This window comes from Trichocoleus sp. FACHB-90 (assembly GCF_014695505.1).
Taxonomy (GTDB): Bacteria; Cyanobacteriota; Cyanobacteriia; order Cyanobacteriales; family FACHB-T130; genus Funiculus; species Funiculus sociatus.
Genome location: NZ_JACJOK010000093.1, coordinates 1 through 19282, shown reverse-complemented (window position 1 = coordinate 19282; position 19282 = coordinate 1). Strand labels below are relative to the sequence as shown.

The 19282-nt window shown below is 46.6% G+C and carries 13 protein-coding genes and 2 pseudogenes; 8 read left to right on the top strand and 7 right to left on the bottom strand.

Annotation, left to right across the window (positions count from 1 at the left end; genetic code table 11):
* Positions 1–130: 130 nt before the first annotated feature.
* From H6F74_RS27355 to H6F74_RS27330, 6 genes and pseudogenes are all read right to left on the bottom strand, one after another.
* A pseudogene (locus H6F74_RS27355) lies at positions 131–349 on the bottom strand (hypothetical protein); the annotation flags it as partial.
* Positions 350–389: 40 nt separating this feature from the next.
* Positions 390–1166: a peptidylprolyl isomerase gene (locus H6F74_RS27350; RefSeq protein WP_190445261.1), complete on the bottom strand. Its 777-nt coding sequence runs from the start codon at positions 1164–1166 to the stop codon at positions 390–392.
* A gap of 46 nt (positions 1167–1212) precedes the next feature.
* The gene (locus H6F74_RS27345; protein WP_190445260.1) at positions 1213–2229 is read right to left on the bottom strand and encodes an aldo/keto reductase; all 1017 of its coding nucleotides are present in this window, start codon (positions 2227–2229) and stop codon (positions 1213–1215) included.
* Positions 2226–3329, bottom strand: a complete 1104-nt coding sequence (locus H6F74_RS27340; protein WP_190445259.1) for a T3SS effector HopA1 family protein — start codon at positions 3327–3329, stop codon at positions 2226–2228. The genes H6F74_RS27345 and H6F74_RS27340 overlap by 4 nt, the downstream gene beginning before the upstream one ends.
* A gap of 26 nt (positions 3330–3355) precedes the next feature.
* A complete protein-coding gene (locus H6F74_RS27335; RefSeq protein ID WP_190445258.1) occupies positions 3356–4537 on the bottom strand; it encodes an aminoglycoside phosphotransferase family protein in 1182 nt (393 codons plus the stop codon).
* 443 nt (positions 4538–4980) lie between these two features.
* A complete protein-coding gene (locus H6F74_RS27330; RefSeq protein ID WP_190445257.1) occupies positions 4981–5205 on the bottom strand; it encodes a hypothetical protein in 225 nt (74 codons plus the stop codon).
* Positions 5206–5677: 472 nt separating this feature from the next.
* Between H6F74_RS27330 and H6F74_RS27325 the strand changes: the two genes are divergently transcribed.
* The 8 genes from H6F74_RS27325 (at position 5678) to H6F74_RS27295 (ending at position 19064) form a co-directional block, all read left to right on the top strand.
* Positions 5678–6238 (top strand): helix-turn-helix domain-containing protein, encoded by a 561-nt coding sequence (locus H6F74_RS27325; protein ID WP_347269561.1) that lies wholly within the window; start codon positions 5678–5680, stop codon positions 6236–6238.
* 27 nt (positions 6239–6265) lie between these two features.
* Entirely contained in the window at positions 6266–9376 is a 3111-nt protein-coding gene (locus H6F74_RS27320) for a peptidase domain-containing ABC transporter (RefSeq protein WP_190445255.1), read from the top strand.
* Positions 9377–9476: 100 nt separating this feature from the next.
* Positions 9477–11048, top strand: a complete 1572-nt coding sequence (locus H6F74_RS27315) for an HlyD family efflux transporter periplasmic adaptor subunit (protein ID WP_190445254.1) — start codon at positions 9477–9479, stop codon at positions 11046–11048.
* Positions 11049–11118: 70 nt separating this feature from the next.
* A complete protein-coding gene (locus tag H6F74_RS27310; RefSeq protein WP_190445253.1) occupies positions 11119–11910 on the top strand; it encodes a peptidylprolyl isomerase in 792 nt (263 codons plus the stop codon).
* 126 nt (positions 11911–12036) lie between these two features.
* A complete protein-coding gene (locus H6F74_RS30770) occupies positions 12037–12171 on the top strand; it encodes a hypothetical protein (RefSeq protein ID WP_277875878.1) in 135 nt (44 codons plus the stop codon).
* A 372-nt stretch (positions 12172–12543) separates the two neighbouring features.
* Positions 12544–13182, top strand: a complete 639-nt coding sequence (locus H6F74_RS27305) for a sigma-70 family RNA polymerase sigma factor (protein WP_199301675.1) — start codon at positions 12544–12546, stop codon at positions 13180–13182.
* Positions 13183–13202: 20 nt separating this feature from the next.
* The gene (locus H6F74_RS27300; protein ID WP_190445252.1) at positions 13203–14138 is read left to right on the top strand and encodes a DUF1822 family protein; all 936 of its coding nucleotides are present in this window, start codon (positions 13203–13205) and stop codon (positions 14136–14138) included.
* Positions 14139–14168: 30 nt separating this feature from the next.
* The gene (locus H6F74_RS27295; RefSeq protein WP_190445251.1) at positions 14169–19064 is read left to right on the top strand and encodes a CHAT domain-containing protein; all 4896 of its coding nucleotides are present in this window, start codon (positions 14169–14171) and stop codon (positions 19062–19064) included.
* A 128-nt stretch (positions 19065–19192) separates the two neighbouring features.
* Here H6F74_RS27295 and H6F74_RS27290 read toward each other — a convergent pair.
* Positions 19193–19282: pseudogene (locus tag H6F74_RS27290) on the bottom strand (IS1 family transposase); the annotation flags it as partial.

Here is a 19282-nt window from a genome sequence, read left to right as displayed (position 1 = left end):
GCGAGATGGCAATGCGTGACTAAATTGAGGAGCGATCGCATCTCCAGATGCATCCTTCCAGCTGGCTCAGTAATGACACTGGCGTTGCTCTGAGGTGCAATGTTGGAATTGACGGATGAGTAGCATTCGCCTAATTCATCAACAGCTTGACTAATTCCTGAGTGATGGGGAAACCAGTTTGATGCTCAAAGTGCAGAAACATAGGACTGGTATTGGCATTTAGGAACACGTATTCACCTGTTGGTTTTAAACGCCAGTCAATGGCTATCCACTCTAGCATCAATGCGTTAGCGATCGCTATACACGGCTGTTGTACTGATTCTGGCAACTCTACCAAAATTAACTCAGAAATCCTCCTAAATCTACAATCAGCTATTTTATTGAAACCGTTAAATATGAGGGGCAGAATTGACTGGCTCCCGTAACCAAACCTGAAAAAGGGATTCTAAAATTTCCTCTCTGACTGATTCACTGAGTTCAGTTGGAAACCATTTTTCAATTTTAATGATGTGATAACCAAGTCTTGTTTGGACAGGTTCAATTACTTCGCCTTCTTTCGCTTCGGAAATCGCCTGTGCAATTTCCGGCAAGAGAGCTGAAAGAAAGCGAATACCAACAAAGCCGCCATTTTCTTGAGACTGCTTACCCTTTGAATGTTCCAAGGCTAAAGCACAAAAAGAAGCGTTTTCCTCCCGGATTGCATAGGTTACTTTCCGAGCTTCTATCAGGTCGCCAACTAAAATCTGAGACAAGGCAACACGTTTATAATCATTACGGTTGCTCAGATAATGAGCATCCACAGTGTCTCCAAACAGATGTTCTTTTAACTTCTTTGTGAGTAGGGCTACTCTGATACCTTGAGACCAATCTTCTACGGTAATACGCTGCTTTTGAAGCCACGTTGAGGTTTCTGAAGCCCCCAGCAATTTGTGTTCTAGACGAAATGCATCTCCTGCTGCTTGCAATTCTTCATCAGAAACAGTAATGCCGAGCTGTTCGCAGATGTTCAAAACTAATGCATCACATTCAGCAAAAGCTGCTATTTCAGCAATTTTGTGAGAACGGCGCAGGTAAGCAATAATATCTTCATTGGTTGCAGGGGCAATTTCTGGTAGTACAAATTTCTGTGGGGACTCCAATTCCGTTTTTTCTATAGTTTGTGTCATTTCTTTGTTCTCCCTTGAGAGTAAATTTTGGTGCAAGAATTGCCGCTTAGCTGCGGTAAAGCAATTTTTCAGGGGGAATTTCTGGGATTGTCAGCTTATTGCGATGTAAATCGCCGTAAAGGTTGAGGTATTCAAGTTCAGCAGTCGTGAGTTTGCCCTGCTGGACTCCAGATATCGCCGCATCAACTTCTTCGCGCCGAGTCAAACCGGTTAAGCAAACATCGACACAGTTCTGACTTAAGGAGTAGCGGTATAGGTCGGGAACAGTAGGTCGCCAGCACGCTTTTGGTAGACCAAGAGGGGCATCCCAGAGGACACCTGTGTGAGAACCTGTTGACTTGAACGTGACGATACCCGGTCGAGAAGGGTCTTGGGCATCTAGCTGATTGAACACTTGGCTCTGGGCAGAGCGATGAGCAACATTGTGTCTGACCATGACGACATCTAACAGGGGGCTATGCGACCACTGTTGAGCTAGATTGACATCGTGGAACGATGCACCGATATAGCGAACGGCTCCCATTTTCTTGAGGCGTTCAGAGGTGCCAAACATTCTTTCGATGGTGCGCTGATAAACGCTATTAGCGCCTCTCAAATCGGGGGCAAGCTGCAAGCAATCCTCTAAAGCTTGCCCATCATTGGAACCAATCCAGCCCCAGAACAACACATCAATGTAGTCAATCCCCAGTTCCACGAACTGATCTAATAGAGCGGCTAGTGCCATCTCCGGACTTTTGATGTAAGTCACGGTTGCCAGCACCACTTTTTCTCGTACCGAGGAGCCACGCCCACACAGTTGGCGCAGTGCCCCAGCCATCGGACTGTAGATATAGTGGTGCAGGTCACTAGAGTAGAAAAAGTAGTTAATCCCCCTGTCGAAGGCATAGAGGGTATCTTCACTGGAGATGCTGCCGCCGCCGCCCAAGCCGAGACAGCTGACTGTTAAATCAGTCCGCCCCAGTTTGCGGTAAAAGGGCAAATCCGACTCTGGGAATTTATCCGCTGCATGGCTGACTTCGCTGGCTGAGACTACTTTAGGCGGCGCGAGATCAGTTAATTTCATAGGTCTAATGGGGTGTAGATGTCTTCAGAGTTGGCATTGAGGTAGGAGCGCTGCCAGTCAATCCCTAGGAGGGAGAAGTGTTGATGGATAGATGCCATCCGACTGTCTGGAGATTCATCACCGTTTTGCCGAGCTTCCAGCAAGCCATTGGCGACAATTTGGCAGCGGTTCATTCCAAAACTCTCTACAGCAGCAAATTTGCAATCTGGTTCTTCTGCTAGAGCAAGCCCAGGCGCAAGTAACTTTGTGAACAGGGGTACTTCCGTCCGAAAATGCAATTGGTTTTCTGCATAAACACTTCTTAGCACTTGCCGGACTGTTTGATAGTTACTTTTTTCAAAGTAGACAACCCCTGAGTCATAGCGCCCGTAGTCCGAAGGGTTGTATAGCACCTTAAAGGTAAAGGGAATTCTGATTTCATTCAGTTGCCGCGTTAGACTTTCCATAACGGCAACTGCACCTTCAGGGCTTAAATTAAAGTAGACTCTCACTGTCTGAGGATGAGTGTCTGGACCCGCATTGCTTACCGCCATGTAGAACCCGTTTTGAACTAGATTACGGGGCATCCGAATGGCGACCGAGTCGCCTACAGCGGCGGATTGTTCAGCTGGTTGTAGATGTTGTTCGCGCTCAATGTGCAAAGTCAAACCGCCCTTTGTCACAGCGAGACTACCATCAGGTTCCTGCCGTAACACCTGCCAACCTGGGTCAAAGTAGCCGTCTCCGGTATTGCTTTTATGCAGGCGATCGTAAAACTCCAGGTCTACCCCCAGAAAAGTATTGTTCTCTAGATTCTGATGAAGTGCTGGGTCAGCTGAACTTGCATCCGGTGCAAGGGCAGCTTGCATGGAGCCGTTGTAATAGATGCCGTAGAGAAAACTTTGTAGTTGTAGACTCAGATACTTATTTTGAAGCTCCAAAGGTATTCGCTGAAAACGAGCTACCACCTCAGCAGGAAGCTCCAAGGGTTTGTAAGCTGAATGGCTAATATAGAAGTTGGGCTGGATCTGAACGTTGTTGACGATATCTTGCAGAGAATCCAGCACTTGATTTGGCGCAGAAGCTGGCAGTTGACTTGGGAGCGTATCTAGTAATTGCATAATGGTTTGGGTGCAACTAAAACTACTTAAGCAAGAGAACGGCTGAGGCTAGTGAGTTCAGCTTCTGCCACTCCAAAAACAGTCGGGATTGATTGTTCCGGGCGGCACAGTAAACTCTTGGCAACCTGAAGCATACAGATACCCGTATTACCAAAGGATTTTTGGTACTGAAGCATTGCCTGAATTTGTTGAATTAAGGCAAGACCAGAAAACTGCACAACTCGTCTCAAAAAGTCAGGACGGCGCTCCACAATTTCTGGAAAGTTGCCGAGATAAGCCCTAGTAAGGGCAGCAATGGAAGGTTGAAGCTGTTCGAGCGGAGTCATCGCAAGGCGCAGAGATTCCTCGACATCGATAGATTTACTAACAACCAAGCTACCCAGCCAAATTTGTAAATAGCTGGCGATGAGCATTCCTAAATCGAATGCAGGGTCTCCCCAATTGCCGCGTTCCCAATCAATTAGTCGAATGACACTGTTACTTGATGGCTCAGCTTTTGAGAGAGCTTGCTCCCAATCGTTGTGCAAAAGGATGTTGTTCAGCTTGAGGTCATTGTGCGTCAGACAACAAGGCTCGAAGGCAGTGGCGAGTTCTGCGATCGCTTTTCCCAAGCTGTCATAGCGCTGATAGAGTGCAAAGAATTTGAGACCGTCAGCAGGAAATTGACCGAAAACTTCAGGATTAATCCGTTCTAGCCCACGAACAAATTTAGAGGTTTGGTCAATGGGTACATCTCCGGAATTTTGAAAGAAGAAATCCTGGTACTCCTGATGGTTGAATGTAACACGATGGATTGTGGCTAGAGTAGTGCCAATTGAAGTTGCGATCGCAGTTGGGAAAACATTCTCTTTTGTGTAGAATTCCGCTATATCGCAACAGTCGTTGAGATAGTTGAAAACAATAATTGAATGCTCCGCATCAAAATGGAGTGCCTCCGAAAGCATTGAACGAGTGTATCTAAGCTCTGGGAAACGTTGTAAAAACTCTTGAATTCGCCACTCGTTCCAAAACTCGCCAGCCGTTTTTCCTTCTCGATCGTAACGCTCTTGCTTAACGAGAAGTTGGCGACCGTCTTGTAAGCTCATTAATAAGTTAAAGTTTTTGGCAACTTTTGGCTCAATCTGGCTCAAGTTAGGGGCTTGCTGAGTACAGATGCCTTGCCTAACTAAATACTTTAAGACATTATTAGTGCTTAACAAAAATGCCATTATTAGAACCTCCTAAAACCTGATTTAGTAAAATTTATTATTGTATCTGACGACTTACGATAGAATAAAAAGTTTCATTTTAATATCTACTATTAGCCTCGAAAAAGTTGTCTTGATTAAAACTACTTAGACCGTTATCTAAGTATTTCTTACTCAGTTATTTTTTTTTACTAAACTGCTCTTAAACTTTTTGAGAGATTCTGCTATATCTCTTAGCACAATAAGTAAAGTTTATTGGTTTATAGAAGCAGTGCTAAACTAGTTTGGCACTGCTTCACATCTTGAGACAGTTTTTGTAACAGAGCCAGTCCTCTTGTAAACTAAATGCCCATAGGCTTATCTGAAGGACAAATTGTTCTGGTTTATAGTGTTTGACCGCAATAAGCTGAATATTGCTTTAAACAACTTTTTGACTAGCTGGACTGCCTCAATATTCCTATCGATCAGTCCAAACGCTTAGTGACATACTTAATGCCTGCTTTGGTAACAGCAGCACTCACTTTAACGCAACGAATTGAAGAACGTGCACACAACGGGAAAGCAGGTGTATAGCACCCACCATTGACAATGTCAACTTCGCTGTCATCTAGATTATTCATGTAACCTTCAGAATCAAAAAACAACTCAGAACCAGCAGGGCGCAGATCAGAAATTGCAATATTAGCCATTGAATTTTTCCTCTTAGATGAAGTTATTTGGAATGGATTAGCGGGATGTTGACTAATCCCATTTCAATCTTGTGAAATTAAATCTATTATTTCAAGTGTTTAAGTCTTCTTTTCCAGGCATAACTCCTTGAATTATGTTTCCATTATTCAAATTTTTAGTTTCCCAAAAGTAGATGTATTTTAATCTTTCCAATAAAGGCGTAACGATGCGCTGAGCTATTCCAATTTATGCACTTTGATACTGAATATATATCTCTAACCTCATGGTCATAAGCGATCGCTACTTCTGCCCTGTCACAGCACCAACCCCTGAAAAGCCAGACTTCTAAGCGCTCACCAACTTAATGTGAAGCTTTGTAACGAATTGTAGAATTCCTAGTCTTTTGACTCCGAGAAGTAGACAGAGGGAAAGCAAGGAGCATCCGGATCAACTTCTAGCCCCGCATTGCAAGTTCTACCACGAGGAATTGCTGTGGAAAAGCAAGGTCTATACTTAACACCTTTTCAGCGCAAGCTTTTGCTAAAGAGCCTACAAGCCGATTTACGCCCAGAGTACCGTCGTCGCATTGAAATCATGCTGCTGGCAGATAAGGGTCAATCTCAAGCCCAAATCTGCAAAGCCTTGGGCTGTTCTCCGGAGATGGCACGGTACTGGATAGTCATGGCACAGACAGGTCAGGCTCACCACTGGAACGACCACCCGATGGGACGCCCCAAGACAGTTAACGAGCAATATCTCGATCGCTTAAAAGAACTGGCAAGCCATAGCCCTCGCGAGTATGGCTATCCATTTCAACGGTGGACAGCGCAATGGTTAGGAAAGCATCTGGCAAAAGAACTGGGTATTAAGGTTAGCGATTGCCACATCAACCGCCTGCTTAAGGAGATGGGGCTTTCCACTCGACAAAGAAGCGAGAGCACACAGTTAGGTACTGATGGCACAAAGGACTCCAACATTACCATTCGCGACCTACACTCTTCCCCCGATCCTAATTTCCTGTGGTCGCTCAATCTCATCAAGACGAGTAACTAATTCTGCCGTTAACCTTCTGTGCAAGTCATGGTTCAGAAATCATCAGAATTTTCAACCCAACAGCTAGGTCAACACCTCGCAAAAAGCTTGGGTCAACCTCTTTCAGAGCAGGAACTCTCAAACTGCTGCAAGCAAATTGAAATTCTACAGCCAAGTGCAGGCAAACCGTTCTGGCAGACAGCAGACGCGACTGTTGGCATCTATATAATCCTGGCAGGTAAAGTCAGACTACTTGACCGCACCGATAACTTAATTGCTTCCGTAGGCGTAGGTGCATCATTCGGTGAGCTAACCCTGTTTCCAGAAGAACACTTTCAGCCTTACGCCGCTAGAGCTTCCATAAATCTCAAACTCGGCTACATTCCGGGAGATTGTTTGCGATCGCTCATTCGCCAGTATCCCTCTATTGGACAGCATCTTCACTCCTGTGCAGTCCTTTGGGATTTGCTGCTGTTATGTCGCAAAACTCCTCCCCTTAACAACGCTCCTTACGAAGGGGTGATGCAAACACTACCACTCCTAGAGCAGCACAATCTGCAAATCGGTAAACTGCCAACTTCGCTCTTAAAAGAACAGCAGCTAATGCTACTGCGTCGAGGGGAACTGCTGCACCCATCAGGACTGAGGCTAACTGCTGGAAATATTTACGTTTGCTCCCAATTACCCAAGGAACGTGGTTGGCAGGTGACTCAACCAACCCAACTCTACAGTCTGGGATGTTCTCATTGGGAAACAGCACTCGCTAACTTGCCACAACTGGCTGAACTCACTAACTCTGACACCCCGCCAGTGGGAGAGGGGGAGATGGGGAAAGGGGGAGATGGAGAGATAGAGAAATTTCCCAATCAAAAATCTAACCCCCCCTTACTCCCCCGGAGTTCGGGGAGGAGCCAAAATCTCAAATCCCCAGAGTCCAAGAAAAAAATCAATAAGGCTTATTTCCCAAACCCAACTGTAAAAATCGGTCAGTTATGGCAGCGCTTCACTCAACGTTATCCGTACTTTGAACAGCAAAGCGCCTCTGACTGCGGTGCAGCTTGCCTGGTGATGGTGAGTCGCTACTGGGGTAAGCGCTTCAGCGTCAACCGACTGCGAGATATTGCCAACGTTGACCGCAATGGGGCATCGCTGCGAGGTTTAGCAGCAGCCGCAGAAAGTATTGGATTTTCGACTCGACCTGTAAAAGCCAGCCTCGACAAACTTGGACAACAAAGCCTACCTGCGATTGTCCATTGGGAAGGCAAGCATTACATCGTCGTCTACAAAGTCACACGCGATCGCGTTATCCTTGCAGACCCTGCAATCGGCCAGCGTACCCTCACTCATGCACAATTTAAAGCGGGTTGGACTGGCTATGCATTGTTATTACAACCCACTGCCCTACTCAAAGAAACTAAAGAGACGACTACTCCTTTCTGGCAGTTCTTTGAATTAGCAAAACCTCACGGGTTAGTATTGCTGGAGGTGTTCATCGCTTCAGTCCTGCTTCAGATTTTCGGACTGATTACGCCGCTGTTTACTCAGTTGTTGTTAGACCGAGTGGTGGTGCAGCGCAGTAACCTCACCTTAACGGCTATAGGTTTGGGCTTGCTCATCTTTAGCCTATTCCGAGTTGCCATGACTGGACTGCGGCAATACCTTCTAGACCATACAGCTAACCGAGTCGATTTAGCCCTAATTGTCGGGTTTATTAGCCATACCTTCCGCTTACCCCTGAATTATTTTGAGTCTCGTTACGTCGGAGACATCATTTCCCGCGTTCAAGAAAATCGTAAGATTCAACGCTTTCTAACAGGTGAAGCACTGTCCATCGTTCTCGATTTACTAACAGTGTTCATCTATGTAGGCTTGATGTTCTGGTATAGCTGGAAGATGGCACTGCTCGTGTTGGTGATTGTGCCACCGTTTGCATTGCTGGCGCTAATTGCTACACCATTCTTGCAGCGTGTCTCCCGCGAGATTTTTGGTGCCCATAACGAAGAGACTGGGTATCTGATCCAATCCCTAACTGGCATCCGCACAATCAAATCTATGGCGGTTGAAATGAGCGTGCGCTGGCATTGGGAGGAACTGTTTGGCAGGTCGATTAAAAAGACTTTTTCCGGGCAGGTCATTGGCAACACGCTTGCCATTTTTAGCTCAACTATCGAAGCGATAGTAAGCACAGGTTTACTGTGGTTTGGAGCGTGGCTAGTGATTCAGAACGAGCTGACTATTGGGCAATTAGTCGCTTTCAATATGTTGCTGGGCAATGTGATTAATCCCTTCCAGCGACTAATTGTACTGTGGAATGAGTTACAGGAAGTGCTGATTGCGGTTGAGCGCATCAACGATGTGATTGACGCTGAACCAGAGGAGGATTTGCACTCGTCAACTCGTCAATCTTTACCACCAATTCACGGCTACATTCACTTTGATAAAGTTACTTTCCGCTACCACCCTGAAAGCGATGTCAACACGCTGGAAAATGTTAGTTTTCAAGTGCAGCCAGGGCAAATGATAGCGCTGGTGGGGCGCAGTGGTTCTGGTAAGACGACGATTTCCAAGCTGATTTTGGGACTGTATCCGCCCACAGAAGGGAAGATTTTGATTGATGGCTATGATGTTACGAGTTTGTCATTGCGATCGCTACGACAGCAGATTGGTGTGGTTGACCAGGATACCTTTCTATTTGGCGGTACGATTCGCGAAAACATTAGCGTAGGTCACCCAGAATCCACCCTGGAAGAAATTATAGAAGCAGCCCAACAAGCAGGAGCGCATCAGTTTATTAAAGAACTGCCAATGGGCTACGAAACGCAAATTGGTGAGGGGGGAGGAATGCTGTCTGGTGGACAACGACAGCGGCTTGCGATCGCCCGCGCCCTTCTAGGGAATCCGCGATTACTGATTCTAGATGAAGCCACCAGCAGCCTTGACGCTGAATCTGAACGGATCATTCAGACTAACCTCAGCACAATTCTCCAAGACAGGACAACACTGGTGATTGCTCATCGCCTCTCCACAGTACGTAACGCTGACTTGATTCTGGTACTAGATAGAGGCATCTTAGTTGAAAGTGGTACCCACGATGAATTAATGGCTAGACGCGGTCACTACTTCTACCTTAATCAGCAGCAACTTGCTGTTGCATGTTGAATAAAATCGCTGGCTTCAAGTTTTTCACATGTTTTGCTTTAGCCCACTTCTGGATGAGAGAGCTAGTGCTGTCATTAATTGAGAGCAATTGTAAGCAACTATGCCAAATACATTTAGCACACAAGACCAGTTCAGTCAGAACGGTCATTATCGCAGCGACCAAGATTTATCTGAGGAGCTTCTAGACCTCACCACTCCTAAGAGGACACCGCCTGAGACTCCATCAAAATCATCTGAATCTCTTGGCAATGATTGGTCTTCCTTGACCCAGGAACTCATTGATAGCTTGCCAAGAGTTTGGACGCGAGGACTGCTGTATCTGTTGGTTGTATTTGCTGGTATCGTCTTACCTTGGGCAATGCTGTCCAAAGTCGATGAGACGGGTAGCGCCAGAGGGCGACTGGAACCAAAAGGCGCAACGCAAAGATTAGATGCCCCGGCTGCTGGAACTGTCACTGAAGTGAGAGTCAAGGAAGGTCAAAGCGTAAAAGCAGGGCAGGTTCTGATGGAACTGGAGTCTAATGTACTCCGCACCGATCTTGAGCAAGCTCAGACGAAACTGGAAGGCCAACTAAATCGGCTGGCGCAGTTGGAGGTGATGAAAAACCAATTAGCGATCGCCATTAGCGCTCAGCAACAACAGAATGGGGCTCAAGAATTAGAAAAACAGGCTCAAGTCGAGCAGGCACGGCAGAACCTCAGCGCTAGCAAGACTGCTTATAACTTACAAGAGGAAAAACAGGCTCAAGTCGAGCAGGCAAGGGCGAATCTCAGTGCGACGCAAACTGCCCATATCCTAGCAGACAGCCGTTTTGCCAAGGACATGGTAGAAGTCCAACGCTACCGCAAACTCTGGCAGGAAGGTGTCGTTCCACAAGTCAAGGTTGTTGAAATGGAACGGTCGGCAGAGGAGAGCCGACGGTTGCGCTCCGCCGCCTTAGCCGAGATACGTCAAGCCGAGTCCCGCCTGAAAGAGCAGCAAGGCAGCTATCAGAGAACTATTCATCAAGCCTTAGCCGAGATACGCCAAGCCTCATCTCGCTTGAAAGAGCAACAGAGTGGCTATCAGAGCCTTATTCAGATAGGTAAATTGGCTGTACTTAAAAGTGAACAACAGCTTAAAGACTTGCAAACACAAATCACTTCCCTCCAAACCGAAATTCAAGAGAGCAAAAGCCAAATTCAGTCCTTGAAATTTCAATTAGAGCAACGAGCGTTCCGAGCACCGACTGAGGGCACAATTTTTCAGTTGCCTATCCAACGTGCTGGGACTGTGGTACAACCCGGTCAGATGATTGCTCAGATTGCACCAAAGGGAGCAGTCCTCGTATTTAAGGCACAGATGCCCATCCCAGAGAGTGGATTCCTGCGTCAGGGAATGCCTGTCAAGCTGAAGTTTGATGCTTATCCGTTCCAAGACTATGGAGTGGTGCAAGGGCACCTGCGCTGGATTTCCCCAGACTCCAAACCGATGCAAACAGCGCAAGGACAGCTAGAAACTTTTGAACTGGAAATCGCCCTCGAAAAGACTTATATCCAAACCCAAAACAAACGTGTAGTTCTGAACCCAGGTCAAACAGCGACAGCCGAGGTAATTGTCCGGCAGCGTCGCCTCATTGATTTCATCCTAGATCCATTTAAGAAGCTGCAAAAAGGCGGACTGGAACTGTAGAGCCGCCGTTTACTTTCACATTTGTACATCTTGACTGTTTGTTTTAACCTCTCGTACTAGGAGTACTATCATGTCAAAAGTTCTTACCATTTCCCGTGAAGAGATTATTCACCAAATTAAGCTCTCCTGCCAAATTCCTTCTGTTATTGAAGGCATCGCTACTCGTAAGATTCTTGCCAATACAGCCCAAGAGCTAGGTATTAAAGTAGAGCCTGAAGAACTTCAGATTGCAGCAGACAACATCCGATTAATAAACAATCTTCGGCGTACTGACGATACCTGGCTGTGGCTGCAAAAACATAGTTTGTCCCTAGATGAGTTTGAAGAATCGGTCTATGCCACTGTCGTCTCCTCGAAATTGGCTCAACATCTCTTTGCCGATCAAGTCGAACCCTTTTTTGTTGAACATCAGCTTGATTACGCTGAGGTTGTCATGTATGAAGTAGTCCTGGACGATCAAGACCTGGCTATGGAACTCTTTTATGCGATCGCAGAAGGCGAGACCAGTTTTCCCTCTGTGGCTCACCAATACATCCAGGATACGGAGCTACGCCGCACTGGGGGATATCGGGGAACGCTGAGCCGGAAAGTTCTGAAGCCAGAAATTTCTGCTGCCGTCTTTGCCGCCACTGGGCCTCAGATTCTTAGACCAATAGTGACATCTTCAGGAACACACTTAATTTGGGTTGAGGAACTCATTCAGCCACGATTAGATGAGCTGCTTCGCTACAGAATTCTCTCCGACTTGTTTTCTGAATGGTTAAAGCGACAAATTGAGCAATTTGAAATTGAAATTGAGCTTAACTCAAATGACAATGGTTCTAATCAAGATGTTCAACTTTTGGTTAAAGCTGGTCTGTGACTAATAATGTACTACAAACGACGGGTAAACGGAGTGACCCGAACTGGATTGGTCGAACGTACTAGATCCGCAAAGAAACTGACTTAGATTTTGAGGATGAACTGCTACAGCTAAAGCGGCAAAGCCTTGAGCTCAGACAAGTCTGAGCTAGTTCAGGAGTTACTCAATGCCTGGGTGAAATATCGGCAAGGTGAAGATTCAGCAATTCTGCTATCCGAAATTTCGCCTGAGCAAAAAAATAATAAAGAAGAGAAGTTTTAGTTTCGTTAAGTGCATCTTCCGCGGTTAACAGCTATTGTACCAAAAAGATAGACGACAGGGGTTTTAGGGACATTAGATGGAGTTTTGTGTAAAGTTTTGTTACTTAATGAAGAAAAGTTTCTGAACAGAGGCTGAGAAGTTCATAGAGGCTTGCAAGTTTTATTTTGGCAATAGAACCCGAACTTTCAATCCTCGCTGAACGGCACTCTAGATAAGTGCAATTTGAGGCGAGTTCAACCAAGCGTAAATTGGTAGCGAAAAGTAGCCTAATTTTCCCTTAACAGAGTGCCATTCACTAGCGAGACCATATGCTGAGAGAAGCGAGGCCGAACAGAACTGCTTAAATTGCTTTGAGTTCTTGGGGAACCGGAGATGGATAAGGTGCAAAACAATGAATTAGATGAGCAACTTAAACAACTAGCTATCTGGGCCCAGCAGCACCTACCACTGACTCAGGGGCGGCAGGTAGCTTTGAAAAAGCTGGTTAATGGAATTGTTCAATCCGGCAGGCTTGGTCGTCCGCAGGGAGGCCAATTTTCCGGGAGTTATGAAGATATTTATGATGAGGCAGTTCAGGAACTATTGCTTTACATTTGCCAAAATGTTGAAAAGTACAACCCGGAACGCGGCAGCGTGATGGCATGGGCCAATGTTCTGCTAGAGCGGCGATTTTTTAAAGAAGCGATTCCGAAAATTCTAGGCAAGCCGAACCTGCAAAAAATGACCCTATCTGACCTGGATAATCTTGCCCCACCTGAAGAGACTAAGTCGCTCACAGAAATTCTTAAGGAATGTATAGAATCAGACTCAGACAACCTCTTTAAAAAAGAACACTTACCCAATTGTCCAGCCGCTAATTTTCAAGCTTTACTTCAGCGACGAATTCTGGGGAAATCCTGGAAAGAGATTTCAGCAGAATATGACATTAACGCGAAAACAATTAGTAGCTTTTATTATCGATGTGTAAATAAATTCTCCTCAAAGTTAAGAGAATATTGTATAACCTATTGAATCAAGCTAGAGGCTAATAAATGATGAGAAACCTATCACAATCTTTAATCTTCACTGTTCCTCTAAGCTCGTCAGCTCATCACTTAGCCGAACAGTTTCGCAGACAGCAAAGCAATCAAAAGAAAGCTAAGCAGGTTTATCTTAATACTTTAGCCGTGTCTGCCGTGAATTTTTATCTGCATTGCATGGGTATTGAGACTAATTGGGAAGGCAGTCAGAGTCGTGACCCAGTGATGCTATCTATTCTGGATGTAGCCGATGTGGAAATCCCAAATCTGGGCAAGTTAGAGTGTCGTCCCGTATTACCCCAAGACAAAGTTCTCTACATTCCGCTAGAAGTTTGGTCAGACCGGATTGGCTATGTGGCTGTACAGTTTGACCAATCGTTAAAACAAGCGACGCTCCTGGGATTTAGCGAAACGGCAGGCAACGGTGAGTTACCCATCAGCGAGTTGCGATCGCTAGAAGATTTGCCAGAACACTTACGTCAGATTAGGCAAACCGAACAAGTCTTGATGCGGGTAAACCTAAGCCAATGGTTTGAGAACATTTTTGAGCCGAGTTGGCAGTCAATGGAAGCACTTTTAGGTACCCAACGGGCTAATCTAGCTCTGAGTCTTAGAAGCACTCCGGAAGCTAGTGTTGAGCGGGGTAAGCGGATCGACTTGGGGATAGAACTGACTGATCAGTCAGTAATTTTAGTCGTCGCGCTTACTCCAGAAAATGATAAAGAAATGAACATATTGGTGGAGGTGCGTCCCACAAGCGGTCAAATCTATTTACCGCCAAATCTCCAACTGATGGCACTGGATGAGGAGGGTGCCGTGCTTATGGAAGCCCAAACGAGAAGCAGCAATAATTTCATTCAATTGCAATTTAGCGGTTTTCCGGGAGAATATTTCACGGTCAAGGTAGCTTTGGGGAATGTTAGCGTGAGCGAAAATTTTGTCATCTGAAGGTAAGAACACTCGTACAGGGTGCTGGTCATGAGAAAGTTAGTTGTCTTGAAGCTAGATGGTGATTTGGAACAAGGAGTTCGGGTCACGCTGGAGATTGGGGCAGAGGGGGAGCGGCCTTCAATAGAAGTTACTGGGCAATTGCCAAGAGCAACGGATTTGGTTAAAGCAATTGACCAGTGGCAGTCAGCCTATCGCAGTATTGGGAAGTCGTCCCGAATCAAAGCCAAAAAAATTGTTTACGGTGGTTCCCTCACCGAGTGGCGCTCCGATTGCGAAAACTGTGCCATTGAGCTGCGAAAGCACCTGAATAACTGGCTTGTTTCAGAGTCTTTCCGTCCGATTCGGGAGAAATGGCTCCAACAATTATCGCCCTCTGACCAAGTACGAGTGCTGATTCGCACCTCTAGTGTGCAACTGCGGAAACTTCCCTGGCATCTGTGGGATTTGGTCGAGGAAAACCTGCTAGCAGAAATTGCCTATAGTGCACCCGAATCAAAACAATTGGCACAATCGGCTTCATTGAAAACGCCCACTTACCGAGATAAAGTTAGAATCTTGGCGATTCTGGGCAATAGTGCGGGAATAAATGTCCAGAAAGACCGGCAGTTACTTGAAAGTTTACCCGATGCAGTAACGACCTTTCTGGTAGAGCCTCAACGCCAGGACATCAACGACCATCTGTGGAACCAACCCTGGGATATCCTATTTTTTGCAGGTCATAGCAATAGTGAAGGTGACACGGGTCGCATTTATATTAATCAGACGGATAGCTTAACGATTACGGAACTCAGTTATGCTCTGAGAAATGCCGTTGCGAATGGGTTGCAGTTGGCGATTTTCAACTCTTGTGATGGGTTGGGATTAGCGTTTGAGCTAGAACAGTTGCATATTGGGCAAATGATTGTCATGCGCGAGCCGGTGCCGGATGAAGTGGCACAGGCATTTTTAACTGATTTTCTCGCCGCTTTTGCTACGGATAAGTCTTTCTATCTGGCACAACGAGAAGCCCGATTAAAGTTGCAGGGTTTAGAGAATAACTTTCCCTGTGCCAGTTGGTTGCCAGCGATTTTCCAGAATCCCGCTGTCGTGCCGCCAATGTGGCAAGACTTAGGTCGTCGCCCCACGAAAGTTTGCCCGTATCGGGGTTTGTTTGCTTTCCGGGAGGAGGATGCACCGTTTTTTTATGGGCGGGACGCTTTTACCAAAATGCTGGTTGAGGCGGTGCAACAACAGTCGTTGGTTGCAGTAATCGGGCCTTCTGGGAGTGGCAAGTCCTCAGTGGTCTTTGCTGGTCTCATTCCTCAGTTACGTTCCGAACAAAGTTGGCTCATTGAGGCTTTCCGTCCAGGTGATCGCCCATTCCGCAACCTGGCAACTAAGCTAGTGCCCTTGCTGGAAACCCAGATGAGCGAGACTGACAAGCTGCTTGAAATTAACAAGCAAACCATAGCGCTGCAACAGGGAGACTTAGCGTTGCGGGATGTGATCGCACGCATTTTGGAGAAGAATTTAGGCGATCGCTTGTTGCTGGTAGTCGATCAGTTTGAGGAACTCTATACCCTGTGTCGGGATGCACGAGAGCGGCTGCTATTTCTGGATAGCTTGCTGGAAGCGGTCGAGCGCACGCCGAATTTCACTCTCGTCCTCACGTTGCGCGCTGATTTTTTAGGACAGGCACTTTCCTACCGCCCTTTTGGAGATGCGTTGCAGTACGCTGACCTGAAGCTTAGCTCCATGAACCGCGAAGAACTGCTTGCGGCGGTGGAACAGCCAGCAGCGATGCTGGGGGTAACGATTGAGTCGGGGCTGACCCAACGCATTTTGGATGCGGTGAGTACACAACCGGGGGATTTGCCGTTATTGGAGTTTGCCCTGAATCAGTTGTGGGCAAAACAGCGAGATGCTCAGCTAACTCATGCGGCTTACGAGGAAATTGGCGGTGTTGAAGCCGCCCTGAGTCGCTATGCGGAGGAGGCGTATGGCAGGCTCAATGAGGAAGAAAAGGAACGGGCGCGGCGGATATTCATTCAATTGGTGCGTCCTGGGGAAGGAACGGAGGATACTCGCCGTCTGGCTACTCGCACTGAGGTGGGAGAAGAAAACTGGGATTTAGTGACGCGCTTGGCTGACGCTCGTTTAGTGGTCAGCAGCAGGGATGAGGCATTGGGTGAAGAGACAGTTGAGATTGTGCATGAAGCGTTGATTAGGGGATGGAAGCACCTAAGCCAGTGGATTGAACTTGACCGTGCTTTCCGGACTTGGCAGGAGAGGTTGCGGGCATCTTTGCGTCAGTGGGAGGCTAGTGGTAAAGATGAAGGAGCGTTGTTGCGTGGTGTGCCTTTGGCAGAAGCAGAGGGTTGGCTTGTGTCACGAGCCGTGGAACTAAGCCCTGCTGAGCGTGTGTTCATTCAGATAAGTTTAAAACTTCGGGATAGAGACCGCAAGGAGCAGTTGCGTCTACGGCAGCGTATTATCTTTGGGCTTACTGGTGGCTTGGCGGTAGTCTCGATTCTAGCTGGAGGAACTTTTTGGCAATGGCAGCAAGCTGAAAGAGGACAGAACCAGGCTGAACAGAGTGCCAAGATTGCTTTCTCGAGCCAATTAGTTGCACAAGCTCAAACTCAGTTAAATCAACAGCCCGACTTAGCTTTGTTATTAAGTGTGGAAGCGAACCGAATTGCCAAGACAATCGATGCACAAAGCTTCCTGCTCACCGCATTGCAATACAGACGCCTCACTAGTTTTCTGCACGGTCACACCAGTGATGTGAACAGCGTAGCCTTCAGCCCAAATGGCAAAATATTAGCTTCAGCTAGTGGCACCCAAACTAGAGACGATAACACAGTGCGACTATGGAATATTTCTACTAGACAATCTCTGGGCAAGCCCCTTAAAGGCCACACTGCTCCTGTGAAGAGTGTTGCATTCAGCCCAGATGGTCAAATCCTGGCTTCGGGGAGCATTGACAGTACCATCATCCTCTGGAATGTTGCTACTGGACTACCTGTTGGTTCTCCCCTTAAAGGTCATGATGATCCAGTTAATGAATTAACTTTCAGCCCAGATGGTCAAACCTTGGCTTCTGGCAGTTGCGGTGGGAGCGACGTAGAAGGAACTTGCAATCAGGGTAAAATCCGGTTGTGGAATGTAGCTACCCGCAAGCCACTTGGGCAGCCTCTTATGGAGCACACTAGCGCAGTGTATGGTTTGGCATTCAGCCCAGATGGTAAAATCTTGGCTTCTGGCAGTGCTGGAGCTATCTATTGGAGCAGTGGTCCTAATTACACAATCAGACTATGGGATGTAGCTACCCGCAAACCGCTCCGTCAATTGCTCAAAGGTCACAAGGCTGGTGTGAACACCTTGGCTTTTAGTCCAGACGGTAAAACTTTGGCTTCAGGAAGTGCAGACACCACTGTCATCCTATGGGACATAACCACCGGTAAGCCTCGTCAGAAACCTCTCGAAGGCGACAAAAGTACAGTGATTAAGGTAGCCTTCAGCCGAGATGGAAAAGAGTTAATTATGGGGACTTCTGACAACACTGTCCTCATAGGAAGTGCAGTTAATCGTGAATTTTTCTATCCTACCGTCATCAAAGGTGACAACTCTAAGCTTAAAAGCCTTACCTTTAACCCCGATACCTCCTTGTGGGCTGGGGCCGGTTGTGGCAAGAAGGCTTCAAATGGACTTTGCACTCAAGGCTCAATCAGCCTTTGGGGTATTTCCACTCCTTCTCCTATAAGTCAGCCTATTACTGGTAATTCCAACCGTGTGAACGGTGTCTCCTTTAGTCCGAATGGCAAAATACTGGCTTCTGGAGGTTGTGCTGAATTTAGATTTGACTGCAAAGGTGGCGAAGTCCATTTGTGGGATAGGGCAACTCGCCAGCTTATAGGTCAGCCTTTGAAAGGTCCACACAATGAAGTAGAAAGTTTAACCTTCAGCCCGGACGGTAAAACATTGGCAGCAGGTAGTTGCAGAAAATTTACTGTCCAAGGGTGTCAGCAGGGTGGAATCTATTTGTGGGATGCCTCTACTCATAAGGCACTTGGCTCACCACTTGCTGGTCACACTAACACTATCAGTCTTTTGGTTTTCAGCTCGGACAGTAAAACTCTGATATCGAGTGATAAGGACACTATCATCCTGTGGGATGTGACTTCTCGACAACCCTTAGTTAAACCGATCAAGTTTTACAGTGATGTAGTAGCAAGCATAGCCTTGAGTCCAGATGGCAAAATGTTAGCAATAGGCAGATGTGGCAAGAAAGGTGAGCGGAGTGGAGCTTCTGAATGGAGTGAAAACGGCTGCCTACAGGGTGAGATTCTTCTGTGGGATGTGACTACTCGGCAGTTGCTTGGTCAACCTCTTAAAGCTCACACTGATCAGGTGACAAGCATTGCTTTCAGCCCAGATGGCAAAATCTTAACTTCAGCTTCAGGCAATTTCGACGGAACCATTTCCCTTTGGGATGTAGGCACTCGCAAGGCTATTGGACGCCCTCTTCAGGGTCATACTACTGGCGTGAAGCAGGTGACCTTCAGTCCAGATGGCAAAATCTTAGCTTCCGTGTCAGACGATTCGGACGGAAAAAGTCATACCATTTTCCTGTGGGATGTTGTAACCCGCCAGAAGATTGGTGTACCTCTCGCTGGTCACACTAGCTACGTTAAGAATGTGGCATTTAGTCCGGATGGCAAGACGTTGGCTTCGGGTAGTTGGGATAACAAGATCATTTTGTGGGATATCTATCCTGCGTCATGGATAAACAAAGCCTGTAGCATTGCCAATCGCAATTTGACTCGTGAGGAGTGGGAACAATTTATGAGAGATAGTCCAGGAGATAGATCCTATCGTGCTACTTGCCCTAGCTTTCCTATGGATATTAACTTGTCATCGAATACTTCAGCAACCCCCTAATTTTGCTTGTGTTGCAAAATTGACCGTTTATAAGACAGATTTTTTGAGTTAGTACAACGCACCTTAAAGCCAGTCCTAACATGTCTCATAACCCATTTTTTAATCGGCGTTGCTGAAAAAGTAATGATTTAACCAGGCAGAGGAACTGTTCGATACTTCAAATAGTGCAGCAGCAAGCGAAGCGAACACTTCAACATCTCAACAGACTTGGAGTAGCA